General features: G+C 61.0%; 19 protein-coding genes. 14 read left to right on the top strand and 5 right to left on the bottom strand.

What is annotated here, in order from left to right:
• Window positions 1–39: 39 nt before the first annotated feature.
• The 5 genes from PH562_RS00660 (at window position 40) to PH562_RS00640 (ending at window position 6,317) form a co-directional block, all read left to right on the top strand.
• Complete coding sequence (locus PH562_RS00660) at window positions 40–924, top strand: carbohydrate ABC transporter permease (protein ID WP_285170905.1); 885 nt, start codon at window positions 40–42, stop codon at window positions 922–924.
• The gene (locus PH562_RS00655) at window positions 924–1,808 is read left to right on the top strand and encodes a carbohydrate ABC transporter permease (protein ID WP_285170903.1); all 885 of its coding nucleotides are present in this window, start codon (window positions 924–926) and stop codon (window positions 1,806–1,808) included. Before PH562_RS00660 ends, PH562_RS00655 begins: the two co-directional genes overlap by 1 nt.
• 4 nt (window positions 1,809–1,812) lie before the next feature.
• A complete protein-coding gene (locus tag PH562_RS00650; RefSeq protein WP_285170902.1) occupies window positions 1,813–2,895 on the top strand; it encodes an ABC transporter ATP-binding protein in 1,083 nt (360 codons plus the stop codon).
• A gap of 30 nt (window positions 2,896–2,925) precedes the next feature.
• Window positions 2,926–4,578 carry a GMC oxidoreductase gene (locus PH562_RS00645; RefSeq protein ID WP_285170900.1) on the top strand — a complete coding sequence of 551 codons (1,653 nt, stop codon included), beginning with the start codon at window positions 2,926–2,928 and terminating at the stop codon, window positions 4,576–4,578.
• Between the two features lie 446 nt (window positions 4,579–5,024).
• On the top strand, window positions 5,025–6,317 hold the full coding sequence (locus PH562_RS00640; RefSeq protein WP_285170899.1) for an NCS2 family permease: 1,293 nt from the start codon (window positions 5,025–5,027) through the stop codon (window positions 6,315–6,317).
• Between the two features lie 150 nt (window positions 6,318–6,467).
• Here PH562_RS00640 and PH562_RS00635 read toward each other — a convergent pair whose 3' ends face one another.
• On the bottom strand, window positions 6,468–6,953 hold the full coding sequence (locus PH562_RS00635; protein WP_285170898.1) for an ureidoglycolate lyase: 486 nt from the start codon (window positions 6,951–6,953) through the stop codon (window positions 6,468–6,470).
• Between the two features lie 579 nt (window positions 6,954–7,532).
• Between PH562_RS00635 and uraH the strand changes: the two genes are divergently transcribed.
• From uraH to xdhC, 4 genes are read left to right on the top strand one after another with little or no spacing between them, the layout of a single operon-like run.
• Entirely contained in the window at window positions 7,533–7,898 is a 366-nt protein-coding gene (uraH, locus tag PH562_RS00630) for a hydroxyisourate hydrolase (protein WP_285170896.1), read from the top strand.
• A gap of 3 nt (window positions 7,899–7,901) precedes the next feature.
• The gene (gene xdhA, locus PH562_RS00625; protein WP_285170895.1) at window positions 7,902–9,386 is read left to right on the top strand and encodes a xanthine dehydrogenase small subunit; all 1,485 of its coding nucleotides are present in this window, start codon (window positions 7,902–7,904) and stop codon (window positions 9,384–9,386) included.
• Between the two features lie 3 nt (window positions 9,387–9,389).
• Window positions 9,390–11,744, top strand: a complete 2,355-nt coding sequence (xdhB, locus tag PH562_RS00620; RefSeq protein ID WP_285170894.1) for a xanthine dehydrogenase molybdopterin binding subunit — start codon at window positions 9,390–9,392, stop codon at window positions 11,742–11,744.
• Between the two features lie 5 nt (window positions 11,745–11,749).
• Window positions 11,750–12,598: a xanthine dehydrogenase accessory protein XdhC gene (gene xdhC / locus PH562_RS00615; RefSeq protein WP_285170893.1), complete on the top strand. Its 849-nt coding sequence runs from the start codon at window positions 11,750–11,752 to the stop codon at window positions 12,596–12,598.
• Here xdhC and PH562_RS00610 read toward each other — a convergent pair.
• The 3 genes from PH562_RS00610 to PH562_RS00600 all read right to left on the bottom strand — a co-directional run bounded on the left by PH562_RS00610 (window position 12,588) and on the right by PH562_RS00600 (window position 14,303).
• Window positions 12,588–13,028 carry a type II toxin-antitoxin system VapC family toxin gene (locus tag PH562_RS00610; RefSeq protein ID WP_285171164.1) on the bottom strand — a complete coding sequence of 147 codons (441 nt, stop codon included), beginning with the start codon at window positions 13,026–13,028 and terminating at the stop codon, window positions 12,588–12,590. The genes xdhC and PH562_RS00610 overlap by 11 nt on opposite strands.
• Window positions 13,029–13,030: 2 nt before the next feature.
• The gene (locus tag PH562_RS00605) at window positions 13,031–13,282 is read right to left on the bottom strand and encodes a type II toxin-antitoxin system Phd/YefM family antitoxin (protein ID WP_285170892.1); all 252 of its coding nucleotides are present in this window, start codon (window positions 13,280–13,282) and stop codon (window positions 13,031–13,033) included.
• A gap of 82 nt (window positions 13,283–13,364) precedes the next feature.
• Window positions 13,365–14,303, bottom strand: a complete 939-nt coding sequence (locus PH562_RS00600) for a LysR family transcriptional regulator (protein ID WP_285170889.1) — start codon at window positions 14,301–14,303, stop codon at window positions 13,365–13,367.
• A gap of 158 nt (window positions 14,304–14,461) precedes the next feature.
• On the opposite strand from PH562_RS00600, the gene PH562_RS00595 reads away from it, so the two are divergent.
• Window positions 14,462–15,700: a urate hydroxylase PuuD gene (locus PH562_RS00595; protein WP_285170888.1), complete on the top strand. Its 1,239-nt coding sequence runs from the start codon at window positions 14,462–14,464 to the stop codon at window positions 15,698–15,700.
• Complete coding sequence (gene guaD / locus PH562_RS00590) at window positions 15,697–17,040, top strand: guanine deaminase (protein WP_285170886.1); 1,344 nt, start codon at window positions 15,697–15,699, stop codon at window positions 17,038–17,040. Before PH562_RS00595 ends, guaD begins: the two co-directional genes overlap by 4 nt.
• A gap of 62 nt (window positions 17,041–17,102) precedes the next feature.
• Here guaD and bhcR read toward each other — a convergent pair whose 3' ends face one another.
• Window positions 17,103–17,930 (bottom strand): HTH-type transcriptional regulator BhcR, encoded by an 828-nt coding sequence (bhcR, locus tag PH562_RS00585; protein WP_285170885.1) that lies wholly within the window; start codon window positions 17,928–17,930, stop codon window positions 17,103–17,105.
• A gap of 192 nt (window positions 17,931–18,122) precedes the next feature.
• Between bhcR and gcl the strand changes: the two genes are divergently transcribed.
• From gcl to glxR, 3 genes are read left to right on the top strand one after another with little or no spacing between them, the layout of a single operon-like run.
• Window positions 18,123–19,907, top strand: coding sequence for a glyoxylate carboligase (gene gcl / locus PH562_RS00580; RefSeq protein WP_285170884.1), 1,785 nt, complete (start codon window positions 18,123–18,125; stop codon window positions 19,905–19,907).
• Window positions 19,908–19,919: 12 nt separating this feature from the next.
• The gene (gene hyi / locus PH562_RS00575) at window positions 19,920–20,735 is read left to right on the top strand and encodes a hydroxypyruvate isomerase (protein ID WP_285170882.1); all 816 of its coding nucleotides are present in this window, start codon (window positions 19,920–19,922) and stop codon (window positions 20,733–20,735) included.
• A 5-nt stretch (window positions 20,736–20,740) separates the two neighbouring features.
• Window positions 20,741–21,625, top strand: coding sequence for a 2-hydroxy-3-oxopropionate reductase (gene glxR, locus PH562_RS00570; protein ID WP_285170881.1), 885 nt, complete (start codon window positions 20,741–20,743; stop codon window positions 21,623–21,625).

Raw genomic sequence — 21,625 nt, 5'->3', positions numbered from 1 at the left:
TGTCGATCGGCTCCGCCCATCTTTCGAGAAAGTTTGCCTATGCAAACCAAGCGCAGACGTCCCCTTGCTGCGACCTTTGCTCTGCTGCCGACATGGATTGCCGCGATCTTCGTCTATATCGGCACCATGGTCTGGTCGGTGCGCCTGTCTTTCACGGATTCGACCATCTTCCCGTCGTCCAACTATGTCGGCTTTGCCCAATATGCCAAGCTGTTTCGGACATCGCGATGGCTGGCATCGTTGGAAAATGTGCTGATCTTCGGCGTTCTCTATGTCGCCGGCTGCCTTGCTCTCGGCTTCGTGCTCGCCGCTGCGCTCGATCGCAAGGTTCGCTTCGAAAGCGTATTTCGCACGATTTTTCTTTATCCCTATGCCATGTCCTTCGTGGTCACCGGCCTCATCTGGCAGTGGATGCTGAACCCGACCTTCGGCATTCAGGCGACCGTCAGGGCGCTCGGCTGGCAAAGCTTCGTCTTCGACTGGATCGTCAATCGCGACATGGCGATCTACACGGTGGTCTTTGCCGGTGTCTGGCAGGGTGCTGGTCTCGTCATGGTCATCGCACTGTCAGGCATGCGCGGGATCGGCGAGGAACAATGGAAAGCGGCTCAGATCGACGGCATTCCGGTCTGGCGCATCTATACCTCGATCATCCTGCCGCAGCTTGGGCCGGCGCTTGCCGCGTCGGGCATGCTGCTCTCCATGGGCGTGATCAAGACCTATGACCTCATCGTCGCGCAGACCGGCGGCGGCCCCGGCAATTCGACCGAAGTGCCGGCAAAATTCATCATGGACAATCTCTTCGAGCGCCAGAACCTCGGCCTTGCAAGTGCCGGCGCCACCGTGCTCGTGCTTTCGGTCGTCATGGCCGTCGCCCCATTTCGCTATGCGCTCCACATGCGCGCCAGAAGGGGAGCACATTGATGGCGGCTCTTCATCCCCGCGGCCGCAAGCCATCGCGGCTGACGACGGGCCAGGTCGGGCTCTATGCCTTCCTTATCCTGTCTGCGCTGTTCTTCCTGCTGCCGCTCTATACGATGCTGGTCACCTCGCTGAAGACGATGGAAGAGATCCGCCAGGGCCGCATCTTCGCCTTGCCTGACACTATCGACTTCACCGCCTGGAAGACGGCCTGGTCGGGCGCCTGCATGGGCACGCAATGCCTGGGCGTGCGCATCGGCTTCTGGAATTCGGTCAAGATCACCGTGCCGGCCGTAGCTATCTCCGTCTTTATCGGCGCGATCAATGGCTATGCCCTCTCCTTCTGGCGGCCGAGAGGCTCGAGCCTGCTGTTCGGGCTTCTGATGGCCGGCGGCCTCATCCCCTACCAGATCTTCCTCTATCCGCTGGTGCGGCTGCTCGCCAATCTCAGCCTTTATAATTCGGTGGCAGGCGTGGTCCTCGTTCACGTGATCTTCGGCCTGCCGCTGGTGACGCTGCTGTTTCGCAACTACTTCGTCGCCATTCCCGAGGAGCTCTGCAAGGCAGCCCGCGTCGACGGCGCCGGCTTCTGGCGGATCTTCCTCGAGATCATGCTGCCGATGTCTATTCCGATGATCGTGGTCGCCTCGATCTTCCAGTTTACCGGCATCTGGAACGACTTCCTGATCGGCCTGGTCTTTGCCGGGCGCGACAATCTGCCGATGACGGTGCAGCTCAACAACATCGTCAACACCACCATGGGCGAGCGCGCCTACAATGTGAACATGGCCGCCACCATTCTGACCGCCGTCGTTCCGCTCGCCATCTATTTCTTCTCCGGCCGCTGGTTCCTGCGTGGTGTCGCTGCCGGCGCCGTCAAGGGGTAATGCCATGCAGCCTGCCGTCTCGGTCAAGGACCTCAAGATCGCCTATGGCGATCACACCGTCATCGACAAGATGTCGATCGACATCGCTCCGCGCGAATTTCTCGTGCTGCTCGGACCATCCGGCTGCGGGAAATCGACCCTGCTCAACTCCATTGCCGGCCTGCAGGACATCAGCGACGGCGAAATCTGGATATCGGACAAGAACGTCACCTGGGCCGAACCGAAGGATCGCGGCATCGCCATGGTCTTCCAATCCTATGCGCTCTATCCCCGCATGTCGGTACGCAAGAATCTCTCCTTCGGCCTGCGCGTGGCGGGTCTTCCCAAAGCCGAGATCGAGGCGCGTATCGCCCGCACGGCTTCGCTTCTGCACCTCGACAAGCTGCTCGATCGCCGGCCTTCGGAACTGTCGGGCGGCCAGCGCCAGCGTGTCGCAATCGGCCGCGCCCTTGTGCGCGAGGTCAACGTCTTCCTGTTCGACGAGCCGCTCTCCAATCTCGATGCCAAGCTGCGCAACGAGTTGCGCGTCGAGATCAAGAAGCTGCATCAGAGCCTCGGCAACACGATGATCTATGTCACGCATGATCAGGTCGAGGCACTGACCCTTGCCGATCGCATCGCCATCATGAAGGACGGCGTGATCCAGCAGCTCGCCAGCCCGTCGGAAATCTACCATCGCCCGACCAATCTCTTCGTTGCCGGCTTCATCGGCGCGCCGGCGATGAACTTCATCGAGGGCGAAATTGTTTTTAAGGCGAATGCACCGGTCTTCGAAAGCAACGGGCTTGCCATCGATCTAGCGGGCTATTCTTTCCTCAGCGCCCCCAAGACAGGTCCCGCGACGCTTGGCATCCGGCCGGAGCATATCGCGCCGAATGGCGCGGACGTGGGTTGGCCTACGATTCCCGGCACCGTCTCGGTCGTTGAACCGATGGGCGCCGACACCGTGCTGTGGTTCGACTGGGGAGGCCAAAGCCTCTCCTATCGCATCATGGGAGATGCCGCCCTGCAGCCGGGTACGGCGATCACGCCCGGCCTCGATATCGCCAAAGCCTCCCTCTTCGGCGCCGATGGCACCCGCCTCTAAGACCACCTCTACAGCTTACGGAAATTATTTATGTCTCAGACTGTCTATGACGCGCTGGTGATCGGTTCCGGCGCCGCCGGCTCCTTCGCCGCCAAGGAATTGACCGCCCAAGGGTTGTCCGTATTGCTGCTCGAAGCGGGGCCGGCGGTGACCCAGAAAGATTTCGACCCGGATCGCAAGAAGGCGCCGGCCAGCAGCATCAATATCTGGGAGCGCGCACGCGCCACGCTGAACGGCCAGCCCATCCAGGCGCGCGCCGCCTTCTTTACCGAGCGCTTCAGCCATTTCTTCGTCAACGATCGCAAGAACCCCTATACGACGCCGAAGGATGCACCGTTCCTATGGATACGCGGCCGCCAGGGCGGCGGTCGCCTGCACAGTTTCGGCCGGGTGCTGCTGCGCTGGACCGACGATGATTTCAAGATCCGCTCAAAGACCGGCAAGGGCGTCGACTGGCCGGTTTCCTATGACGAGCTCGCGCCTTTTTATGCCGAGGTCGAAACGAGCCTTGGCCTTTATGGCAACGAGGATGGCGTAGAGACATTGCCGGACGGTGTCTATGCCCATCCGGCTAAGCTGACGCCGGCCGAAGAAATCTTCAAGACGGAAGTCGAAGAACGCTGGCCGAAGCGTCACGTCGTTTCCTGGCGCTATATCGCACCCGATGCCGAACGGACGCCGAAGCCACTGCGCGAGGCGTTGGCGACCGGGCGGCTGGCGATCCGCCATGATGCCATCGTGCGTCGTATCACCACCGACGATGCCGGCGGCCGGGCGACGGGAGCCGAGTTCATCGAGCGCGCGACCGGCAAGGTCGAAATCGCCCGCGCCGCCATCGTCGTGCTCTCGGCGTCGCCGATCGAAAGCGTGCGGCTGCTTCTCAATTCGTCCAGCGCTCGCCACCCACATGGCCTTGGCAACAGCTCGGGCGCACTCGGGCGCTATTTCATGGACCAGCTGCCATGCCTTGCCTTCGGCTCCTTCTCCAAGGCAAAGGGATGGGCGGCAGACGATTCCGCGCCTGTGGACCCCTTCTACAATCCCTCCGGCGGCATCTTCGTGCCGCGCTTTGGAGAAGGCGACGCAGGCCGCGACGATTTCGACTATCAGGGAAGCATCGGCCGAGCGCCGACACCGGATGACGAGCCTTCGCGGCTGGCCTTCTTCGGCTTTGGCCGCATGCTGCCCTATGCCGACAATCGCATCACGCTCGATACAGGGCGCAAGGATGCCTGGGGGATTCCTGTCCCCCATATCCGATGCGCCATGGGCGAGGAGGAACATACCCTGCTGCGCCGGCAGGAAGAGGTACTGATCGACATGGTGCGTGGCGTCGGCGGTGAACTAGAATTCATCGGCTCGCCTACTGGCCTTAGGGAAATGGGCCGGGGTGCCTTTCCCAATGCCGATCCGTTCAGCCGTTTCATGTTCCGCACATGGTTCCGCAAGACCATGTGCATGGGCGCCGCCATCCATGAAACCGGCGGTGCCCGCATGGGGACATCGAGCCAGGAATCTGTCCTCAACGCCCATAACCAGAGCTGGGACATACCCAACTTGCTCGTGACGGATGCTTCCGCCTTTCCGGGCAGCGGCATTGCCGGCACAACGCTGACCGTGATGGCCCTGACCATCCGCGCATGCAGGAACATTGCCGATCAATATCGCGCCGGACAAATATGATCAGGCGCTCCGTTCGGATTGGAACTTACAATTTCGGTCGGCCTCCATTTTAGATATGGAGGCTTGCCGCGTCACTCCACTGCCGCCGTATGGGCAGGTTTGGCCATACGACGGAAATAGTTTGGCTTTGTCACCTTGCCGCGATAGATATCATGCGTATCTCCTTACCTCAGCTGCATCGAGCGATTGCGGAGGACAGAGCGATGGCTTCGGCCACCCAATAACGGCGCCCAACTCAGAAGAAATTCGCGCCGAAATAGCTTGAAAATCTAGAAGGTCTTTCGCGAATTGCGGGGAAATCCGGCTCTAGCGCGCAAAGCCATTAAAAGCGCACAATCCCCCCTCGCCACGAAGCGTCGAAAGCCGCTTCTCGCGGCCCGCATCTGGAGGAGATGCGAGGCAAGCCCCATGATTTCACGAGCGTCGGGAACGCTTAGGGAGGAACAATGCTTGAACGACTTTTCAAATTGAGTGAACACGGCACGTCCGTGCGCACCGAACTCATCGCCGGCGTGACGACGTTCCTGACGATGTCCTATATCATCTTCGTCAATCCCGACATTCTGTCGACGACCGGCATGGATCGCAACGCGGTCTTTGTCGCCACCTGTCTTGCAGCCGCGCTCGGTTCGATCGTCATGGGCCTCGTCGCCAATTGGCCGATCGGCATGGCACCTGGCATGGGGCTCAATGCCTTCTTCGCTTTCACCGTGGTTTCGGCTCTCGGCTTTACCTGGCAGCAGGCGCTCGGCGCGGTCTTCATTTCGGGTTCCATCTTCGTCCTATTGACGGTGACAGGCGTGCGCAGCTGGCTGATCGCCGGCATTCCGCATTCGCTCAGAAGCGCGATTGCTGCCGGTATCGGCCTCTTCCTGGCGATCATCGCGCTGAAGAGCGCCGGCATCGTCGTCGCCAACAAGGCAACGCTCGTCGGCCTCGGCGACCTGAAGCAGACCGGCCCACTTCTCGCAATCTTCGGCTTCTTCGTCATCGCCGTTCTCGACGCACTGAAGGTCAGGGGGTCTATCCTCATCGGCATTCTCAGCGTTACCATCCTCTCCTGGATCTTCGGCGTCAGCGAGTTTCATGGCATCGTTTCGGCACCACCATCCATCATGCCGACCTTCCTGCAGCTCGACATCGTCGGCGCTCTCCATGGCGGTCTGGTTCATATCATCCTCGTCTTCGTGCTAGTCGAAGTCTTCGACGCCACCGGGACGCTGATCGGTATCGCCAAGCGGGCGAACCTGATCCAGGACGGAAAGCCGAACCGCTTGAGCAGGGCTTTGCTCGCCGATAGCGCCGCCATCGTCGCCGGCTCGCTGATGGGCACCAGCAGCACGACAGCCTTCGTGGAAAGCGCTTCCGGCGTCCAGGCCGGCGGCCGTACGGGCCTGACCGCGATCGCCATCGCCGCCCTCTTCATCGCAGCTCTCTTCTTCTCGCCGCTCGCAGCCTCCGTTCCTGCCTATGCGACGGCCCCAGCGCTGCTCTATGTCGCCGGCCTGATGATGCGCGAGCTGACCGAGATCGAATGGGATGACCTGACCGAAGCCGCACCGGCGGCAATCACCGCGCTTGCCATGCCCTTCACTTACTCGATCGCCAACGGCCTTGCCTTCGGCTTCATCACCTATGTCGCCGTGAAGGTCTTCACCGGCCGTTGGTCGATGCTGCATCCGGCAACGCAGATTGTCGCCGCCCTGTTTGTCGTGCGCTTCGCCTTCTTCGCGGATTGACACAGGTATAAATGCAAGATCGGGTCATTCTCTTAGTCGACCCGATCTTTCTGCATTTGCCGGCTGGTGAAAACGGGAATTTACCCTAGCAAATAAGGGGCGTTGCGATGGCAGCGCCCCTTCCAATATCTGAACCGGTCCCAGCTCCTTTCAGCGGATGAGAAACGTCTCTTTATAAAAATGCTCCTCGAGATTGATCCCCTTGCCGCCACGATCGACGACGATGAAGTCGGAGAGGCCGTCGAGGGGCGTCAGAATACCGTGCCAGACATTCCGCCAGATGTTGACACCCTGTCCGGGCCTGGTGCGGAAGGCCACGGGCTCGCTCGGCCCATTGTCAGTCTGGTGCGCCGCAACGACGAGGAACGGATGGCTGGACAGCGGAACGAAGGCCTGGCTGCCCAGAGGATGCCGCTCGACCATCTTCAGTTCCAGCGGCAGTGCATAGGGCTCGCCGCGCAGCCAGCTGATCATCGTGTGTGCCTCCTCGCCGATCGCTTCGACCTTTGCGAGGTCATGGTAGCGAACGCATTTGCCGGCATTGATGGGAAAGCTGTGTGCACCCTCCATTTCGATCACATCGCCGAAAGGCGCGAATGCGGCTCTCGTCAGTGGTTGAATTTCGATCACTTTCATTCATGGTCTCCCGTTTCCATTCTCCGAAGTCACCTTTTCCTCGATCGACGATATGTTCGCGTGAGTTCGATGCCTGACCCGCGGTGCGGACGGCGGAAATCGACCGGAGCGCGGCTCGCACTCCGACAGTCGGCACGCGGCGGCTATTTCCATGGTCGATCACTGCCGATGATGATCGCGAAGACCGCGACATCGGTTTCCCGCTAGCTGCGGCAAGGCGTTTCTGCAGCCAAGCGCGTCGACCCGATACCCATCAGGGCCAGCCGAAAATCGGCGCACTCATCACTTCCGCCATGCAGCGAGACCGTCGGAAACCTGCCTTTTCATGAAATGCATATCGCAATATCGGCACGCATTTCGCCGCTCGGTGCATGCGAAGTGCGCAGGCCGAGCTCATCGGTCCCGCCGCGACATCGTATGAAACGTTCCTCCAAACGTTTTCGATACCCAATGTCTAACCGCAAATCGCACGCGCCATTCCCCCTGGAAAATTTGAAAGTCTCGAACGTTACAGCTGCTTTTCATGGGAATGGGCCTGGCGGATAGTGGAGACAGGAGCGCTAGGTTCGGGAGAAGAATATGCAGTCTCATTCGCCAGGAGCCGGACGGCTCACGACCCATGTATTGGATACGGCGCTTGGCAAGCCCGCCCGGGGCCTGCGCATCGAACTCTACCGGATCGAGGGCGATGCTTTGCACCTCCTGAAGTCTACCGAGACCAACGACGACGGTCGCTGCGATGCGCCGCTGCTATCAGGCGAAACCATGAAGGCCGGCACCTACGAGCTGCGCTTTCATGCCGGCGACTATCTCGGCCGCACATCGGATGGCCCGATGTTTCTCGACATCATCCCGATCCGTTTCGGTCTTGCCGACGTAGGCGCCCATTACCACGTGCCGCTCCTCCTCTCGCCCTACAGCTACTCCACCTATCGCGGGAGCTGACCGATGACCGCTGCAAGAATCCGCTCCGAACTTCGTTTCATTCTCAACGGCCGGGACATTGTCCTTAACGACGTCGCGCCGGACCAGACGCTGCTCGACTGGCTGCGCCTCTCCCGCTCGCTGAAGGGCACCAAGGAAGGCTGCGCCGAGGGTGACTGCGGCGCCTGCACGGTGCTTGTAGGGCGGCTGATGCCTGCGGGCAGCCTCCTCTATGAGAGCGTCAACGCCTGCATCCGCTTCCTCGGTTCCCTCGACGGCTGCCATGTCGTCACCGTCGAGCATCTCGCCTCGAGCGAAGAGCACCTACATCCAGTGCAGCAGGCGATGGTCGACTTTCACGGTTCGCAATGCGGTTTCTGCACGCCAGGTTTCGTCATGTCGCTCTACGGACTTTGGATGCAGACGCCGAACCCGACGGATCAGCAGATCGAAACGGCGCTCCAGGGCAATCTCTGTCGCTGCACCGGCTATGAGCCGATCCTGCGCGCGGCCCGCGCAATCTCCAACTATGGCGGTACGCAGAACGATCCCCTGCTTGTCGAGCGCGACACCATAATCGCGCGGCTGAAGGCTCTTGCCGATGGTGCTCGTGTCGAAATCGGCGAGGGTCGCCATCGCCTGATCGTGCCGGCGAACCTTGATGATTTCGCTTCGGTTCTGGAGGCATCGCCGACGGCAACCGTAGTCGCCGGCTCCACCGATGTCGGCCTCTGGGTCACCAAGCACATGCGCGACATCACGCCGGTCATCTTCATTGCCGGGCTGCAGGAGTTGAAATCAATCACAGTGAAAGACGGGCTCGTCACCATCGGCGCCGGCGCCACCTATTCGGAGGCGATCGCGACGCTGTCGCAACATATCCCGGCGCTCGGGCCGTTGATTACCCGCATCGGCGGCCAGCAGGTGCGCAATATGGGAACGATCGGCGGCAATATCGCCAACGGTTCGCCGATCGGCGATACGCCGCCGGCCTTGATCGCGCTCAACGCATCGCTGACCTTACGCAAGGGCGCCGTCCGGCGCACCATCCCGCTTGAAGACTTCTTCATTGCCTATGGCAAACAGGACCGCCAGCCGGGCGAGTTCGTCGAGGCAGTGCATATTCCAGTTCCAGCGGCAGACGAGAAATTCGCGGTCTACAAGGTGACAAAGCGTCGGGATGAGGACATTACCGCAACGCTCGGCGCCTTCTGGCTGGCACTTGCCGCCGACGGGACGGTTGCAGAAATCCGGATCGCCTATGGCGGCATGGCGGCAACGCCAAAACGGGCCTTCACAGTTGAAAAAGCACTGCTCGGACAGCCTTGGAACGAGGCAGCGGTGGAAGCGGCGATGGAAAAATACGCTGAGGACTATGCGCCGCTGACCGATATGCGCGCCACGGCAGAGTATCGGGCGCTCGCCGCGAAGAATCTTCTCTTGCGTTTCTATCTGGAAACGACCTCCAGCGTGGCACCGGCTCAGGTGTCCAGATATGAGGCTGCATAAGCCATGAACAAACACGCTTCCGATCTCAAGCCCGAAACCATCGTCGGCGGGGTTCATACCAGCCCTCGTCATGACTCCGCTCATAAGCACGTCTCCGGTACGGCCGTTTATATCGACGACATAACGGAACCAACCGGTACGCTTCACGCCGGTCTCGGCCTGTCCACCGTCGCGCACGGCATCCTGAAATCCGTCGATCTCTCAGCCGTGCAGGCCGCTCCCGGCGTCGTCGCCGTGCTCACCCATGAGGACGTGCCTGGCGTCAACGACATCTCTCCCTCCTACATGAACGACGACCCGGTGCTTGCCGCCGGCAAGGTCGAGTTTCACGGCCAGCCGATTTTCTGCGTGATCGCCGAAACACGCGAGCAGGCTCGCCGCGCCGCAAGGCTGGCAAAGATCGAGTACGAGGAATTGCCTGCTGATATCGACATCTGGGATCTCGATGTTTCCACCCATAGGCAGGTCGTCACGCCGCTGACGCTGAAGCGAGGCGACGCGGCGTCTGCCCTTGCAAATGCTCCGCGTCGCGTGACGGGCCGCATGCGGCTCGGCGGCCAGGACCATTTCTATCTCGAAGGCCAGGTCTCGCTTGCCGTCCCCGGCGAAGACGACGAGGTCGTGGTCTATTGCTCAACGCAGGGTCCGAGCGAGACGCAGCACATGGTCGCTCACGCCCTCGGCGTGCCGAGCAATGCTGTCACGATCGAGGTTCGGCGCATGGGTGGCGGCTTCGGTGGCAAGGAAACCCAGGCGAACCAGTGCGCCGCCATTGCAGCGATCGCCGCCAAGAAGCTGAAGCGCGCCGTCAAGGTCCGGCTCGACCGCGACGAAGATATGGTGGCGACCGGCAAGCGGCATGATTTTGCCATCGATTACGATGTCGGCTTCGACGATGAAGGCCGCATCCTCGCCGTGGACTACACCTTCGCGCTGCGCGCCGGCTTCTCTGCCGACCTTTCAGGCCCCGTCGGCGATCGCGCACTGTTTCACTGCGACAATGCCTATTTCTTCCCGCATATTCATGCGAAGTCGGCGCCGCTTTATACCAATACGGTTTCCAACACGGCCTTCCGCGGCTTCGGTGGCCCGCAGGGCATGGTCGGCGCCGAACGTGTCATCGACGAGGTGGCCTTCGCCGTCGGCAAGGATCCGCTCGAAATCCGCAAGCTGAATTTCTATGATGCGATGGGCGTTCAAGGCGAACGCAACCTCACCCCTTATCACCAGAAGGTCGAGGATTGCATCATCCAGCGCATCGTCGCGGAGCTTGAGGAAAGCGCGGATTATGCCGGGCGCCGAAAGGCAATTGCCGAGTTCAATGCGGAGAGCCGCATCGTCAAGCGCGGCATCGCGCTGACCCCGGTGAAATTCGGCATTTCCTTCACCAAGACGGAATCGAACCAGGCCGGCGCGCTGGTGCATGTCTATAGCGACGGTTCCGTGCACATGAATCATGGCGGCACGGAGATGGGGCAAGGCCTGCATCTGAAGGTGGCGCAGGTCGTGGCGGAGGAATTCCAGATCGATCTCGACCGGGTGAAGATCACCGCAACGACGACGGCCAAGGTCCCCAACACCTCGCCGACTGCGGCCTCCTCAGGTGCGGACCTGAACGGCATGGCGGCGCAGAACGCCGCGCGCCAGATCAAAGACCGGCTGATCGCCTTTGCGGCGGAAAGCCATCAGGTGCCGCGTGATAAGGTTCTCTTCCTGCCCAACCGCGTACGCATCGGCGACATCGAGATGTCCTTCCCGGAGCTCATCAAGAAGGCCTATATGGCGCGGGTCCAGCTTTCGGCCGCCGGCTTCTACAAGACGCCGAAGATCAATTGGGATCGCAAGGCCGGCCGCGGCCATGCCTTCTACTACTATGCCTATGGTGCTGCCTGCTCGGAAGTATCGATCGATACGCTGACGGGCGAATATGTCGTTGAACGCACAGATATCCTCCACGATACCGGCCGCTCGCTCAACAAGGCCATCGATATCGGCCAGGTCGAGGGTGGCTTTATTCAGGGCATGGGCTGGCTGACGACGGAAGAGCTTTGGTGGGATAACAAGGGGTGGCTGCGCACTCATGCGCCCTCGACCTACAAGATCCCGCTTGCATCCGACCGCCCGAAGATTTTCAATGTAGCGCTGACCGATTGGTCGGAGGCCTATGAGCCGACGATCCATCGATCCAAGGCGGTCGGCGAGCCGCCGCTGCCGCTTGGCCTTGCCGTTCTGCACGCTCTATCGGATGCCGTGGCGAGCGTCGCCGACCACAAGATCTGCCCGCGTCTCGACGCGCCGGCAACGCCCGAGCGGGTGCTGATGGCAATCGAGCGCCTCAAGGCTGCGCAAAAGGAGTGAAGGTAATGCCTGCCCGCGAAGACATCCGCGATTTCCTGCGTCGGGAGCCGATGTCGATGCTCGTCGAGGTCACGGGTGTCGCAGGTTCGGCGCCACGCGATACCGATGCCTGGATGCTGGTGTCCGAACGAGCGATTTTTGCAACGATCGGCGGCGGGCAACTCGAATATATGGCGATCGATCAGGCGCGTCGGGCGTTACGCTCGGGTTTCGCGGCTGAGCCGATGAGCGTACCGCTCGGTCCGGAGATCGGCCAATGCTGCGGCGGTCGGGTCGGCCTCGCCTTTACAGCGCTCAATCCTGACCTTGTAAACGACCTCATCGCCCGCAGCGACCGGGAAATGGCCGCGCGACCGCATGTCTATGTTTTCGGAGCGGGCCATGTCGGTGATGCACTCGCCCTGGCACTTTCGCTAGCGCCGTTGCGCGTAGTGCTTGTCGATACGCGAGAGGAAGAGCTCGTCGCCAGTACCGTGCCGGGCGTCGAGACCTGTCTCACGGCCATGCCCGAGGCTGTCGTGCGCGATGCGCCGGCCGGCAGCAGCTTCGTCATCCTCACCCATGACCACGCGCTCGATTTCCTGATTGCAGCAGAAGCGCTCAAGCGTTCGGATGCCGCCTATGTCGGCATGATCGGCTCCAAGACCAAGCGCGCCACCTTCCGCAACTGGCTGTCGCGCGAAAGCGGCCAGGCAGAGCTTTTCGATCGCCTGATATGCCCGATCGGCGGGACGGCGGTGAAAGACAAGCGTCCCACGGTTATCGCAACGCTTGCGGCCGCAGAGATCCTGACCGCGGCGCTGACCTGGACGGCTGCAGCCCAGCCGGCCACAGCAAAACCTGCTATCGGATAACGGGCAACTGCTTGAAGGGATTGGCGAACGGCACGCCAAGCGGCGCGAAATGACGCTCATTGGCCGTCAGAACGGTCAGGCCATGTGCAACGGCAGTCGCGGCAATGGCAATGTCTTCAAAACCCGGGTCGTGAGCCCGCGCCTTATCAAGCATCGGGCCGGCATGTCTCGCCTCTTCGATGCCGAAGGGCAGAATACGGCCGGCATAGAAATGTTCGACCGCCGCGAGCCAGCGGCGTAGGTGCCCTGCTTTCGTCGTCGCCTCGATTCTTGTCGCTCTGGCGATGCCGGCCTCAATCTCAGCGATGGTGATGGCCGAAAGATAAAGCCGGTCGCTATTCGCACGCAGCCAGGCCGTGAATTCGTCGACGCCGACGTGGCGTTTGGTCGGCGCATCGGCCGATACGATATTGGTATCCAGAAGATACAAGATCAAACGCCGTCTTCACGCGATGCACGGGCGGGCTTTCGCGATCGTTCGGGAATATCCGCCGGCTCGCCGGGGAAGGCCAAAAGCAGATCGGCGAAGTCCGGTACCTTGGAAACCCGTTGCCATTCCTCGAAGGAAACCAGCACCGCTTCCTTGCGGCCATGGCGGGTGATAACCGTCGGCTCGCCGGCCACGGCTTGATCAACTACAGCGGAAAGCGTCGCCTTTGCATCCTTGAGCTGGATTTCCTTCATGCCGCCTCTCCATATGACCACCGATAGTCATATATGATTTTATTGGCTTAATTCAAGCGGAGATCAATCCGTCGCCTTCGGATCACGAGGCCGCAGCCGCCGGCTCGTCCTCGAGCAGCTTGCCAATCAGCCGCTGACAGCGCTCGGCCATGAAATCGATCATCAGCCGGACCTTTGGATCCTGGAAACGCTTGTGCGGATAGATGGCCGCAAGCTGCACCGGGGCCGGAGGGCTCTCCTTCAGGATCTCTACCAATCGCCCTTCCTTCAGATAGCCCTTTACCTCGAACAGCGGCTTGTTGATGATGCCCCGGTCTTCCAGCGCCCATTGGGTCAGCACATCGCCGTCGTCGCTGTCATAGGGGCCTGCGACCTCGAACTTGCGATGGCCTTCCGCCGTCATCAGTGTCCAATAATATTCCTTCGATCCCGGATAGCGCAGCAGAAGACAGTCATGCTTGTCGGCGATCAAAGCGTCCGCGGTCGGCGGCACGCCACGCTGCGCCAGATAGGTTGGCGATGCGCACAGCACGCGTTCGCAATTGAGGATGCCACGCATGCGCAGGTTGGAATCTTCCAAGACGCCGAGCTTGAATGCGACGTCGACACCCTCGGCAAGGATATCGACATTGTGATCTGACAGGCGGACGCGTACCTCGATATCCGGATATTTGTCATGAAACTCCGGAATGCCCGAGGCGATCAGCCGACGGCCGATGCCGAGCGGCGCAGTGATCCTCAGCGAACCCTTAGGATTGCGTGAGAGATCGGCAATCGCCGCTTCCGCCTCATTGACGGCCTCGATGATCTTCACTGCCTTTTCGTAGAAGACGCGGCCATGTTCGGTCGGCGACAGCTTACGCGTCGTGCGGTTGAAGAGGCGCACGCCGAGATGGCGCTCGAGTTCCTTGATGCGGTTGCTCGCAACCGCAGGCGTGACGCGCTGGTCGCGCCCCGCCGCCGAAAGGGTACCAAGTTCGACCACGCGAACGAAGACACGGACATTATCGAGATAGGACATGGCACCTTTCTACCACATCGGCACGCGGAACAAACCAGGGGTCATCTTATAGATTTTTTTGAAAGTGTTGGCGGATTAACCGGGATTTTCGAGAAAATCGAGCAATGGCAAACACTCCCAATAGAGATCGGGCCCATGAAGAGCGGGAGGGAGTTCCCATGTATGAATATGCCATCGCCTGGGACTGGCTGACTTTTGCCGTCCGCTGGTTGCACGTCATTACCGCCATCGCCTGGATTGGCTCGTCATTCTATTTCGTAGCACTTGACCTAGGCCTCAAAAAGCATCCGGCACTGCCGCCGGGAGCCTATGGCGAGGAGTGGCAGGTCCACGGCGGCGGCTTCTACCATATCCAGAAGTATCTCGTGGCGCCGGCCAATATGCCGGACCACCTCGTCTGGTTCAAATGGGAAAGCTACGTCACCTGGCTGTCGGGCTTCGGCATGCTCTGTCTCGTCTATTATGCCGGCGCCGACCTCTACATGATCGATCCGGCGGTGCTTGACGTCTCCAAGCCGGTGGCGATCGCCATTTCGCTCTGCTCGATTGCCGGTGGCTGGCTCCTATACGACCTGATCTGCAAATCGCCCTTCGGCAACGACAATACGCGGCTGATGGTGGCGCTCTATTTCATTCTGGTGGCGGTGGCCTGGGGCTATACCCATCTCTTTACCGGCCGTGCCGCCTTCCTGCATCTCGGCGCCTTCACCGCGACGATCATGTCGGCCAACGTCTTCTTCATCATCATTCCGAACCAGAAGATCGTCGTCGCAGACCTGCTTGCCGGGCGTACGCCAGATGCGAAATACGGCAGGATCGCCAAACAGCGGTCAACCCACAACAACTACCTGACGCTGCCGGTGCTGTTTCTGATGCTGTCGAACCACTATCCGCTGGCCTTCGGCACGCAGTTCAACTGGATCATCGCCTCGCTCGTCTTCCTGATGGGCGTCACAATCCGCCACTGGTTCAACACCCGCCACGCCAATGCCGGCAACCCGACCTGGACCTGGCTTGCCACCGTCGTGCTGTTCATCATCATCATGTGGCTTTCCACAGTGCCGAAGATCTTGACGGGCGAACCCACAACGAAGGTCTCTGCCATCCAGCAGCCCTTCATCACGGCACAGGATTTCCCAAAGGTCCGCGATACCGTGATGGGTCGCTGCTCCATGTGCCATGCGAAGGAGCCGAGCTGGGAGGGCATCCTCGCTCCGCCGAAGGGGGTGATGTTCGAGACCGATCGCGATATCGCCGCCCATGCGCGCGAGATCTACCTGCAGGCCGGCCGCAGCCACGCCATGCCGCCGGCCAACGCCTCGCACATTACCGACGAGGAGCGCCGCCTGCTCGTCTCCTGGTACGAAAGTGCCATCAATGGGGAGAAGACCCAATGAGTGAGATCCTGATCCGTGGCCGAGTGCTGACCTTCCTTGCCGAGCCGCAAGGCATCGATGATGCCGCGTCCTATCACTATATCGAGGACGGCGCTGTCTTCGTTCGCGATGGCAAGATCGTGGAAATCGGCTCCTATGGCGACATTCGCAAGCTGGCCAATGCCGGTATCCGGATCGCGGACCATCGCCCGAACCTCATCCTGCCGGGCTTCATCGACACGCACCTGCATTTCCCGCAGACGCAGGCGATCGCCTCCTATGGCGCGCAGCTGCTCGAATGGCTGAATACTTATATTTTCGTCGAGGAGCAGAAGTTCGCCCGCGCCGCCCATGCGGCCGAAGTCGCCGACCGCTTCATGGACGAACTCCTGTCGAACGGCACGACGACGGCCGTCGCCTATTGTTCGGTGCACCCGGAAAGCGTCGATGCGTATTTTGCTGCCGCTGAAGCGCGCGGCATGTTGATGATCGGCGGCAAGGTCATGATGGATCGCAATGCGCCGGATGCACTGCGCGATACGCCGCAGCGCGGCTACGACGAGACCAAGCGGCTGATCGAGAAATGGCATGGCCGCGGCCGCGGCCACTATGCGATCAGCCCGCGCTTTGCCATCACCTCGACGCCTGAGCAGATGGAGATGAGCAAGGCACTCGTCGCCGAGCATCCGGACTGCTACGTCCAGACGCACCTCTCCGAAAATCGCGATGAGATCGCCTTTGCCACCTCTCTCTATCCCGAGGCGAAGGACTATACGGATATCTATGCCCGTTACGGCCTGCTCAACGACCGCATGCTGCTCGGCCATTGCATCCATATGAGCGAACGGGAAGTCGCGGTGCTCGCCGAAACTGGCGCGGTCGGCGTCTTCTGCCCCACCTCCAACCTCTTCCTCGGCTCCGGGCTCTTCAACGCCGCGGAGTTTGACAGGCTTGGCGCGCGCTGGTCGGTTGCCACGGATGTCGGCGCCGGCACCAGCTTCTCCATGCTGGAAACGATGGACGAGGCCTACAAGGTGCTGCACCTGCAGGGACAGCGGCTGACGCCGTTTAATTCCTTCTATCGCATGACGCGCGGCAACGCCCTGGCGCTCGGTTTGGAAACAAAGATCGGCTCGCTCCATGCGGGTGCGGATGCCGATATCGTCGTGCTTGATTCCAGCGCCAGGTCGGCGATGGAATTTCGCATGCGCACCGCCACGGCGCTGGCCGAGGAACTCTTTATCCTGCAGACCATGGGCGATGATCGTTGCATTGCCGAAGTCTATGTCGCCGGCAAGGCGATGAAGACCAAGGGCAAGAAAGCAGACACGATCGTACGCGAGCAATTGCAGCTCGCCTAACCAATAAATGTGGCGGACCGGCAGCGCCGTCGTCTCCGAATAGGAGACGGCGGCGAAGACGTTCAAGCCCGCTTCGAGCGTCCGCCCATCGCCTTCGTCAATTCTTCCGCCGCGGCCCGCACAGCAGGACCAAGCGCAGCAACCCTTTCATCCGGCAGCCGCACAGCCGGGCCTGAAATCGAGATGCCAGCAACAGCCTCGCCATATTCATCGAAGATCGGCGCCGCCACGCATCGCATGCCGAGCGTATGTTCCTCATCGTCGATCGACCAGCCGCGCAAACGGATCTCGGCCATATCCGCGAGCAGCATGGGCAGCGTATCGCGGGTCTTATCGGTGAAATGCTGCAACGACCGCCCTTTGAGCAAAGCCTCTATCTGGCTGTCCGACCAGGTGGAAAGGATCGCCTTGCCGATACCCGAAGCATGGATCGGCCCGCGCCGGCCCGGGCGGAAGAAGGCGCGCATCGGCGCATGGCTTTCCGCCTGGGAGATGAAGACGACGTCGCCATCTTCCTCGATGGCGATATTGGCGGTCTCGCCGCTATCCTCCATCAATTGCTTGAGGAAAGGCCGGCTGATTGTGCTAAGCTTACGGAAGCGTAAGTAGGCCGTTCCGATCTCGAAGGCTTTCACCCCGATCGTCCAGGCGCCGGTCTCATCGTCATGCGCCACCATACCGTGCTGGGCGAGAGAGGTCAGCAGCCGGTGAACGGTGGAGGGCGCCATGGCCGATCTGTCGGCGAGATCGGTCAGAACCGCGCCATCGGCTTCGGCCACCAGCTCCAGCAGCTTCAGGCTGCGATCGAGCACCTGCACGGACGAGGCTGCAGCATTCTCCGCCGGTTTCCGGCCTGGTCTGCCCCTCGTCTTTTCCCGATTTTCCGCCATGACGCTCACTTTTGACTGAAGGCGCACCGCGCAGCTAGCGCGCCATGATTGGCTTCATGACATATCCGCTTAGCCTCGATTGTTCCAGATTCGTTGAAAATGTTTATTTCCATATGATGGGATTGATTTCCATTTTAAGATTGCACTCGTTCACCTATGCGGTACCTTCGATCCAGAAACGGAGGAAATCCCATGGCGAAGATGCGTGCAGTCGATGCCGCAGTGCTGGTTCTGGAAAAGGAAGGCGTCAATTGCGCCTTCGGTGTTCCCGGTGCTGCGATCAACCCCTTCTACTCGGCGATGAAAGCGCGCGGCTCTATCCGCCATGTGCTGGCCCGTCATGTCGAAGGTGCAAGCCATATGGCCGAGGGCTACACCCGTGCCCGCGCGGGCAATATCGGTGTGTGTATCGGAACGTCTGGGCCTGCAGGCACCGACATGATCACCGGCCTTTATTCGGCCTCTGCCGATTCGATCCCGATCCTCTGCATCACCGGCCAGGCGCCGCGCGCGCGCCTCGACAAGGAGGATTTCCAGGCTGTCGATATCGCCAAGATCGCGGCCCCGGTTACCAAATGGGCCGTGACCGTCATGGAGCCGGCGCTCGTCCCTTACGTCTTCCAGAAGGCATTCCATACGATGCGCTCGGGTCGCCCTGGCCCGGTTCTCATCGATCTGCCCGTTGACGTTCAGCTCGCAGAAATCGAGTTCGACATCGAAACCTATGCGCCGCTCGCCCCCTATAAGCCCTCGGCGACGCGGGCACAGGCCGAAAAGGCGCTTGCCATGCTGAATGCGGCCGAGCGGCCGTTGATCGTCGCAGGCGGCGGCATCATCAATGCCGATGCTTCCGACCTGCTGGTGGAATTTGCCGAGATCACCGGCATTCCGGTCATTCCGACGCTGATGGGCTGGGGCACGATCCCGGACGACCACCCGCTGATGGCCGGCATGTGCGGGCTGCAGACCTCGCATCGCTATGGCAATGCGACGCTGCTTGCCTCCGATTTCGTCCTCGGCATCGGCAATCGCTGGGCAAACCGCCATACCGGCAATGTCTCGACCTACACCGAGGGTCGCACCTTCGTTCATGTCGATATCGAGCCAACCCAGATCGGCCGTGTCTTCGCTCCTGATTTCGGTATCGTCTCGGATGCCGGTGCCGCGCTGAAGCTCTTCCTCGACGTTGCGACGGAATGGAAGACCGAAGGCAAGCTGCGCGACTGGTCGGCCTGGGCGGAGGAATGCCGCGACCGCAAGCGCACCATGCTGCGCAAGACGCATTTCGACCAGACGCCATTGAAGCCGCAGCGCGTCTACGAGGAGATGAACAAGGCCTTCGATCGCGATACCTGTTATGTCTCGACCATTGGGCTCAGCCAGATCGCCGGCGCACAGTTCCTGCATGTCTACAAGCCGCGCAACTGGATCAATTGCGGCCAGGCCGGCCCGCTCGGCTGGACCCTGCCCGCAGCCCTTGGCGTGCGCGCCGCCGATCCGGATCGCTCGATCGTTGCGCTATCGGGCGACTACGACTTCCAGTTCCTCATCGAGGAACTTGCGGTCGGGGCGCAGCACAAGCTTCCTTATCTGCATGTGGTCGTGAACAATTCCTATCTCGGCCTCATCCGCCAGGCTCAGCGCGGCTTCAACATGGATTTCGAGGTCAGCCTCGCCTTCGACAACATCAATGCCACGGACAATACCGAACCTGGCTATGGCGTCGACCATGTCGCCGTTGCCGAAGGGCTTGGCTGCAAGGCGATCCGGGTGCGCAGCCCGAACGAATTCCAGGAAGCGTTCACGACAGCAAAGCAGCTGATGGCGGAGCATCAGGTTCCCGTCGTCATCGAGTTCATCCTGGAGCGCGTCACCAATATCGCCATGGGCGCCGACATCAATGCGGTCGTCGAGTTCGAGGAGCTTGCCGAACGTGGCGAGGATGCCCCAACCGCAATCCTTGCTCTGCTGGACTGAAGGAGAAATAACATGCCGAAGTTCGCGGCCAATCTCACCATGCTTTTCACGGAGGCACCGTTTCTGGATCGCTTCGCGCTGGCCGCCAAGGCGGGCTTCGAGGGCGTCGAATATCTGTTTCCCTATGATTTTGCGAAGGAAGCGCTGCGCACCGAACTCGATCGTCATGGCCTGACCCAGGTGCTGCACAACCTGCCCGCCGGCGACTGGGCCGGCGGCGAGCGAGGGATCGCGATCCTGCCCGATCGTATCGACGAATTCCGCCGCGGTGTTGCCTCGGCGATCGACTATGCGATGACGCTCGGCTGCCGCCAGGTCAACTGCCTCTCAGGCATCGCGCCGGCCGGCATGCCCGATGAAGTGCTGCGGACAACCTTCGTCGTCAGCCTCAAATATGCGGCGGAAGAGCTTGGCAAGCACGGGATTCGTCTGCTGATCGAGCCGATCAACCGGTTCGACATTCCGGGGTTCTACCTTAACACGCCGGGCCAAGCCGCTTCGATCATCGCCGAAGTCGGCAGCGACAACCTGTTCATTCAGTACGACCTCTATCATCAGCAACGTACGGAGGGCGAGCTGATCGGCACCTTCAAGAAGCATCAAGCGCAGATTGCCCACGTGCAGCTTGCCGACAATCCCGGCCGCAACGAACCGGGCACCGGCGAGATCGCCTACCCCTTTATCTTCGAAACGCTCGATGCGCTCGGCTACGACGGCTGGATCGGCTGTGAATACAAGCCGCGAACCACGACTGCGGCGGGGCTCGGCTGGTTTGCCGCAGCCGGCCGCCACGCCGGAAGCGCCGCCATTCTCAATATCAGGAGCTAAACAGCATGGCACATATCGGATTCATCGGCCTCGGCATCATGGGAACCCCCATGGCGCGCCACCTGCAAAATGCCGGCCACATCGTCGTCACATCAAAGTTTTCGATACCACCGCGCCAGGAGCTGCTCGACAACGGCCTGCAATTCGTCGAAACACCGAAGGCGCTGGCCGAAACCGTCGACATCATCATCCTGATGCTGCCGGATACCCCCGAGGTCAAGGATGTACTCTTCGGCGAGAACGGCGTTGCCTACGGCCTTTCGAAAGGCAAACTCGTTATCGACATGAGCTCGATCTCGCCGATCGAGACCAAGGAGTTCGCCAGGAGAGTTCGCGAGACCGGCGCCGAATATATGGACGCGCCCGTCTCCGGTGGCGAAGTCGGGGCTAAGAACGCCTCGCTCTCCATCATGGCCGGCGGTTCTGAAGCCAGCTTCGAGCGGGCGCTGCCGCTTTTCCAGCTGATGGGCAAGAATATCACGCTCGTCGGTGATTGCGGCGACGGCCAGGTCACCAAGGTCGCCAACCAGATCATCGTCGCGTTGACGATCGAGGCCGTGTCCGAGGCACTTGTCTTCGCCTCCAAGGCCGGTGCCGATCCGGCGCGCGTGCGCTCGGCCCTCATGGGCGGCTTTGCCTCCTCGCGCATCCTCGAAGTGCATGGCGAACGGATGATCAAGCGCACCTTCGAACCGGGATTCCGCATCTCGCTGCATCAGAAGGATCTGAACCTTGCGCTCCAGGGTGCCAAGGCGCTTGGCGTGTCGCTGCCGAACACAGCGGCAACGCAGGAGCTTTTCAACCAATGCGCCGCCAATGGCGATAGCGGGCTTGATCATTCCGGTCTCGTCAAGGCGCTGGAGCGCATGGCGAACCATCCCGTCGCGTAA

This window comes from Rhizobium centroccidentale (assembly GCF_030182565.1).
In the GTDB taxonomy this organism is placed as follows: domain Bacteria; phylum Pseudomonadota; class Alphaproteobacteria; order Rhizobiales; family Rhizobiaceae; genus Rhizobium.
The sequence above is the reverse complement of the archived record's forward strand: the minus strand, read 5'-3'. Positions and strand labels throughout refer to the sequence as shown.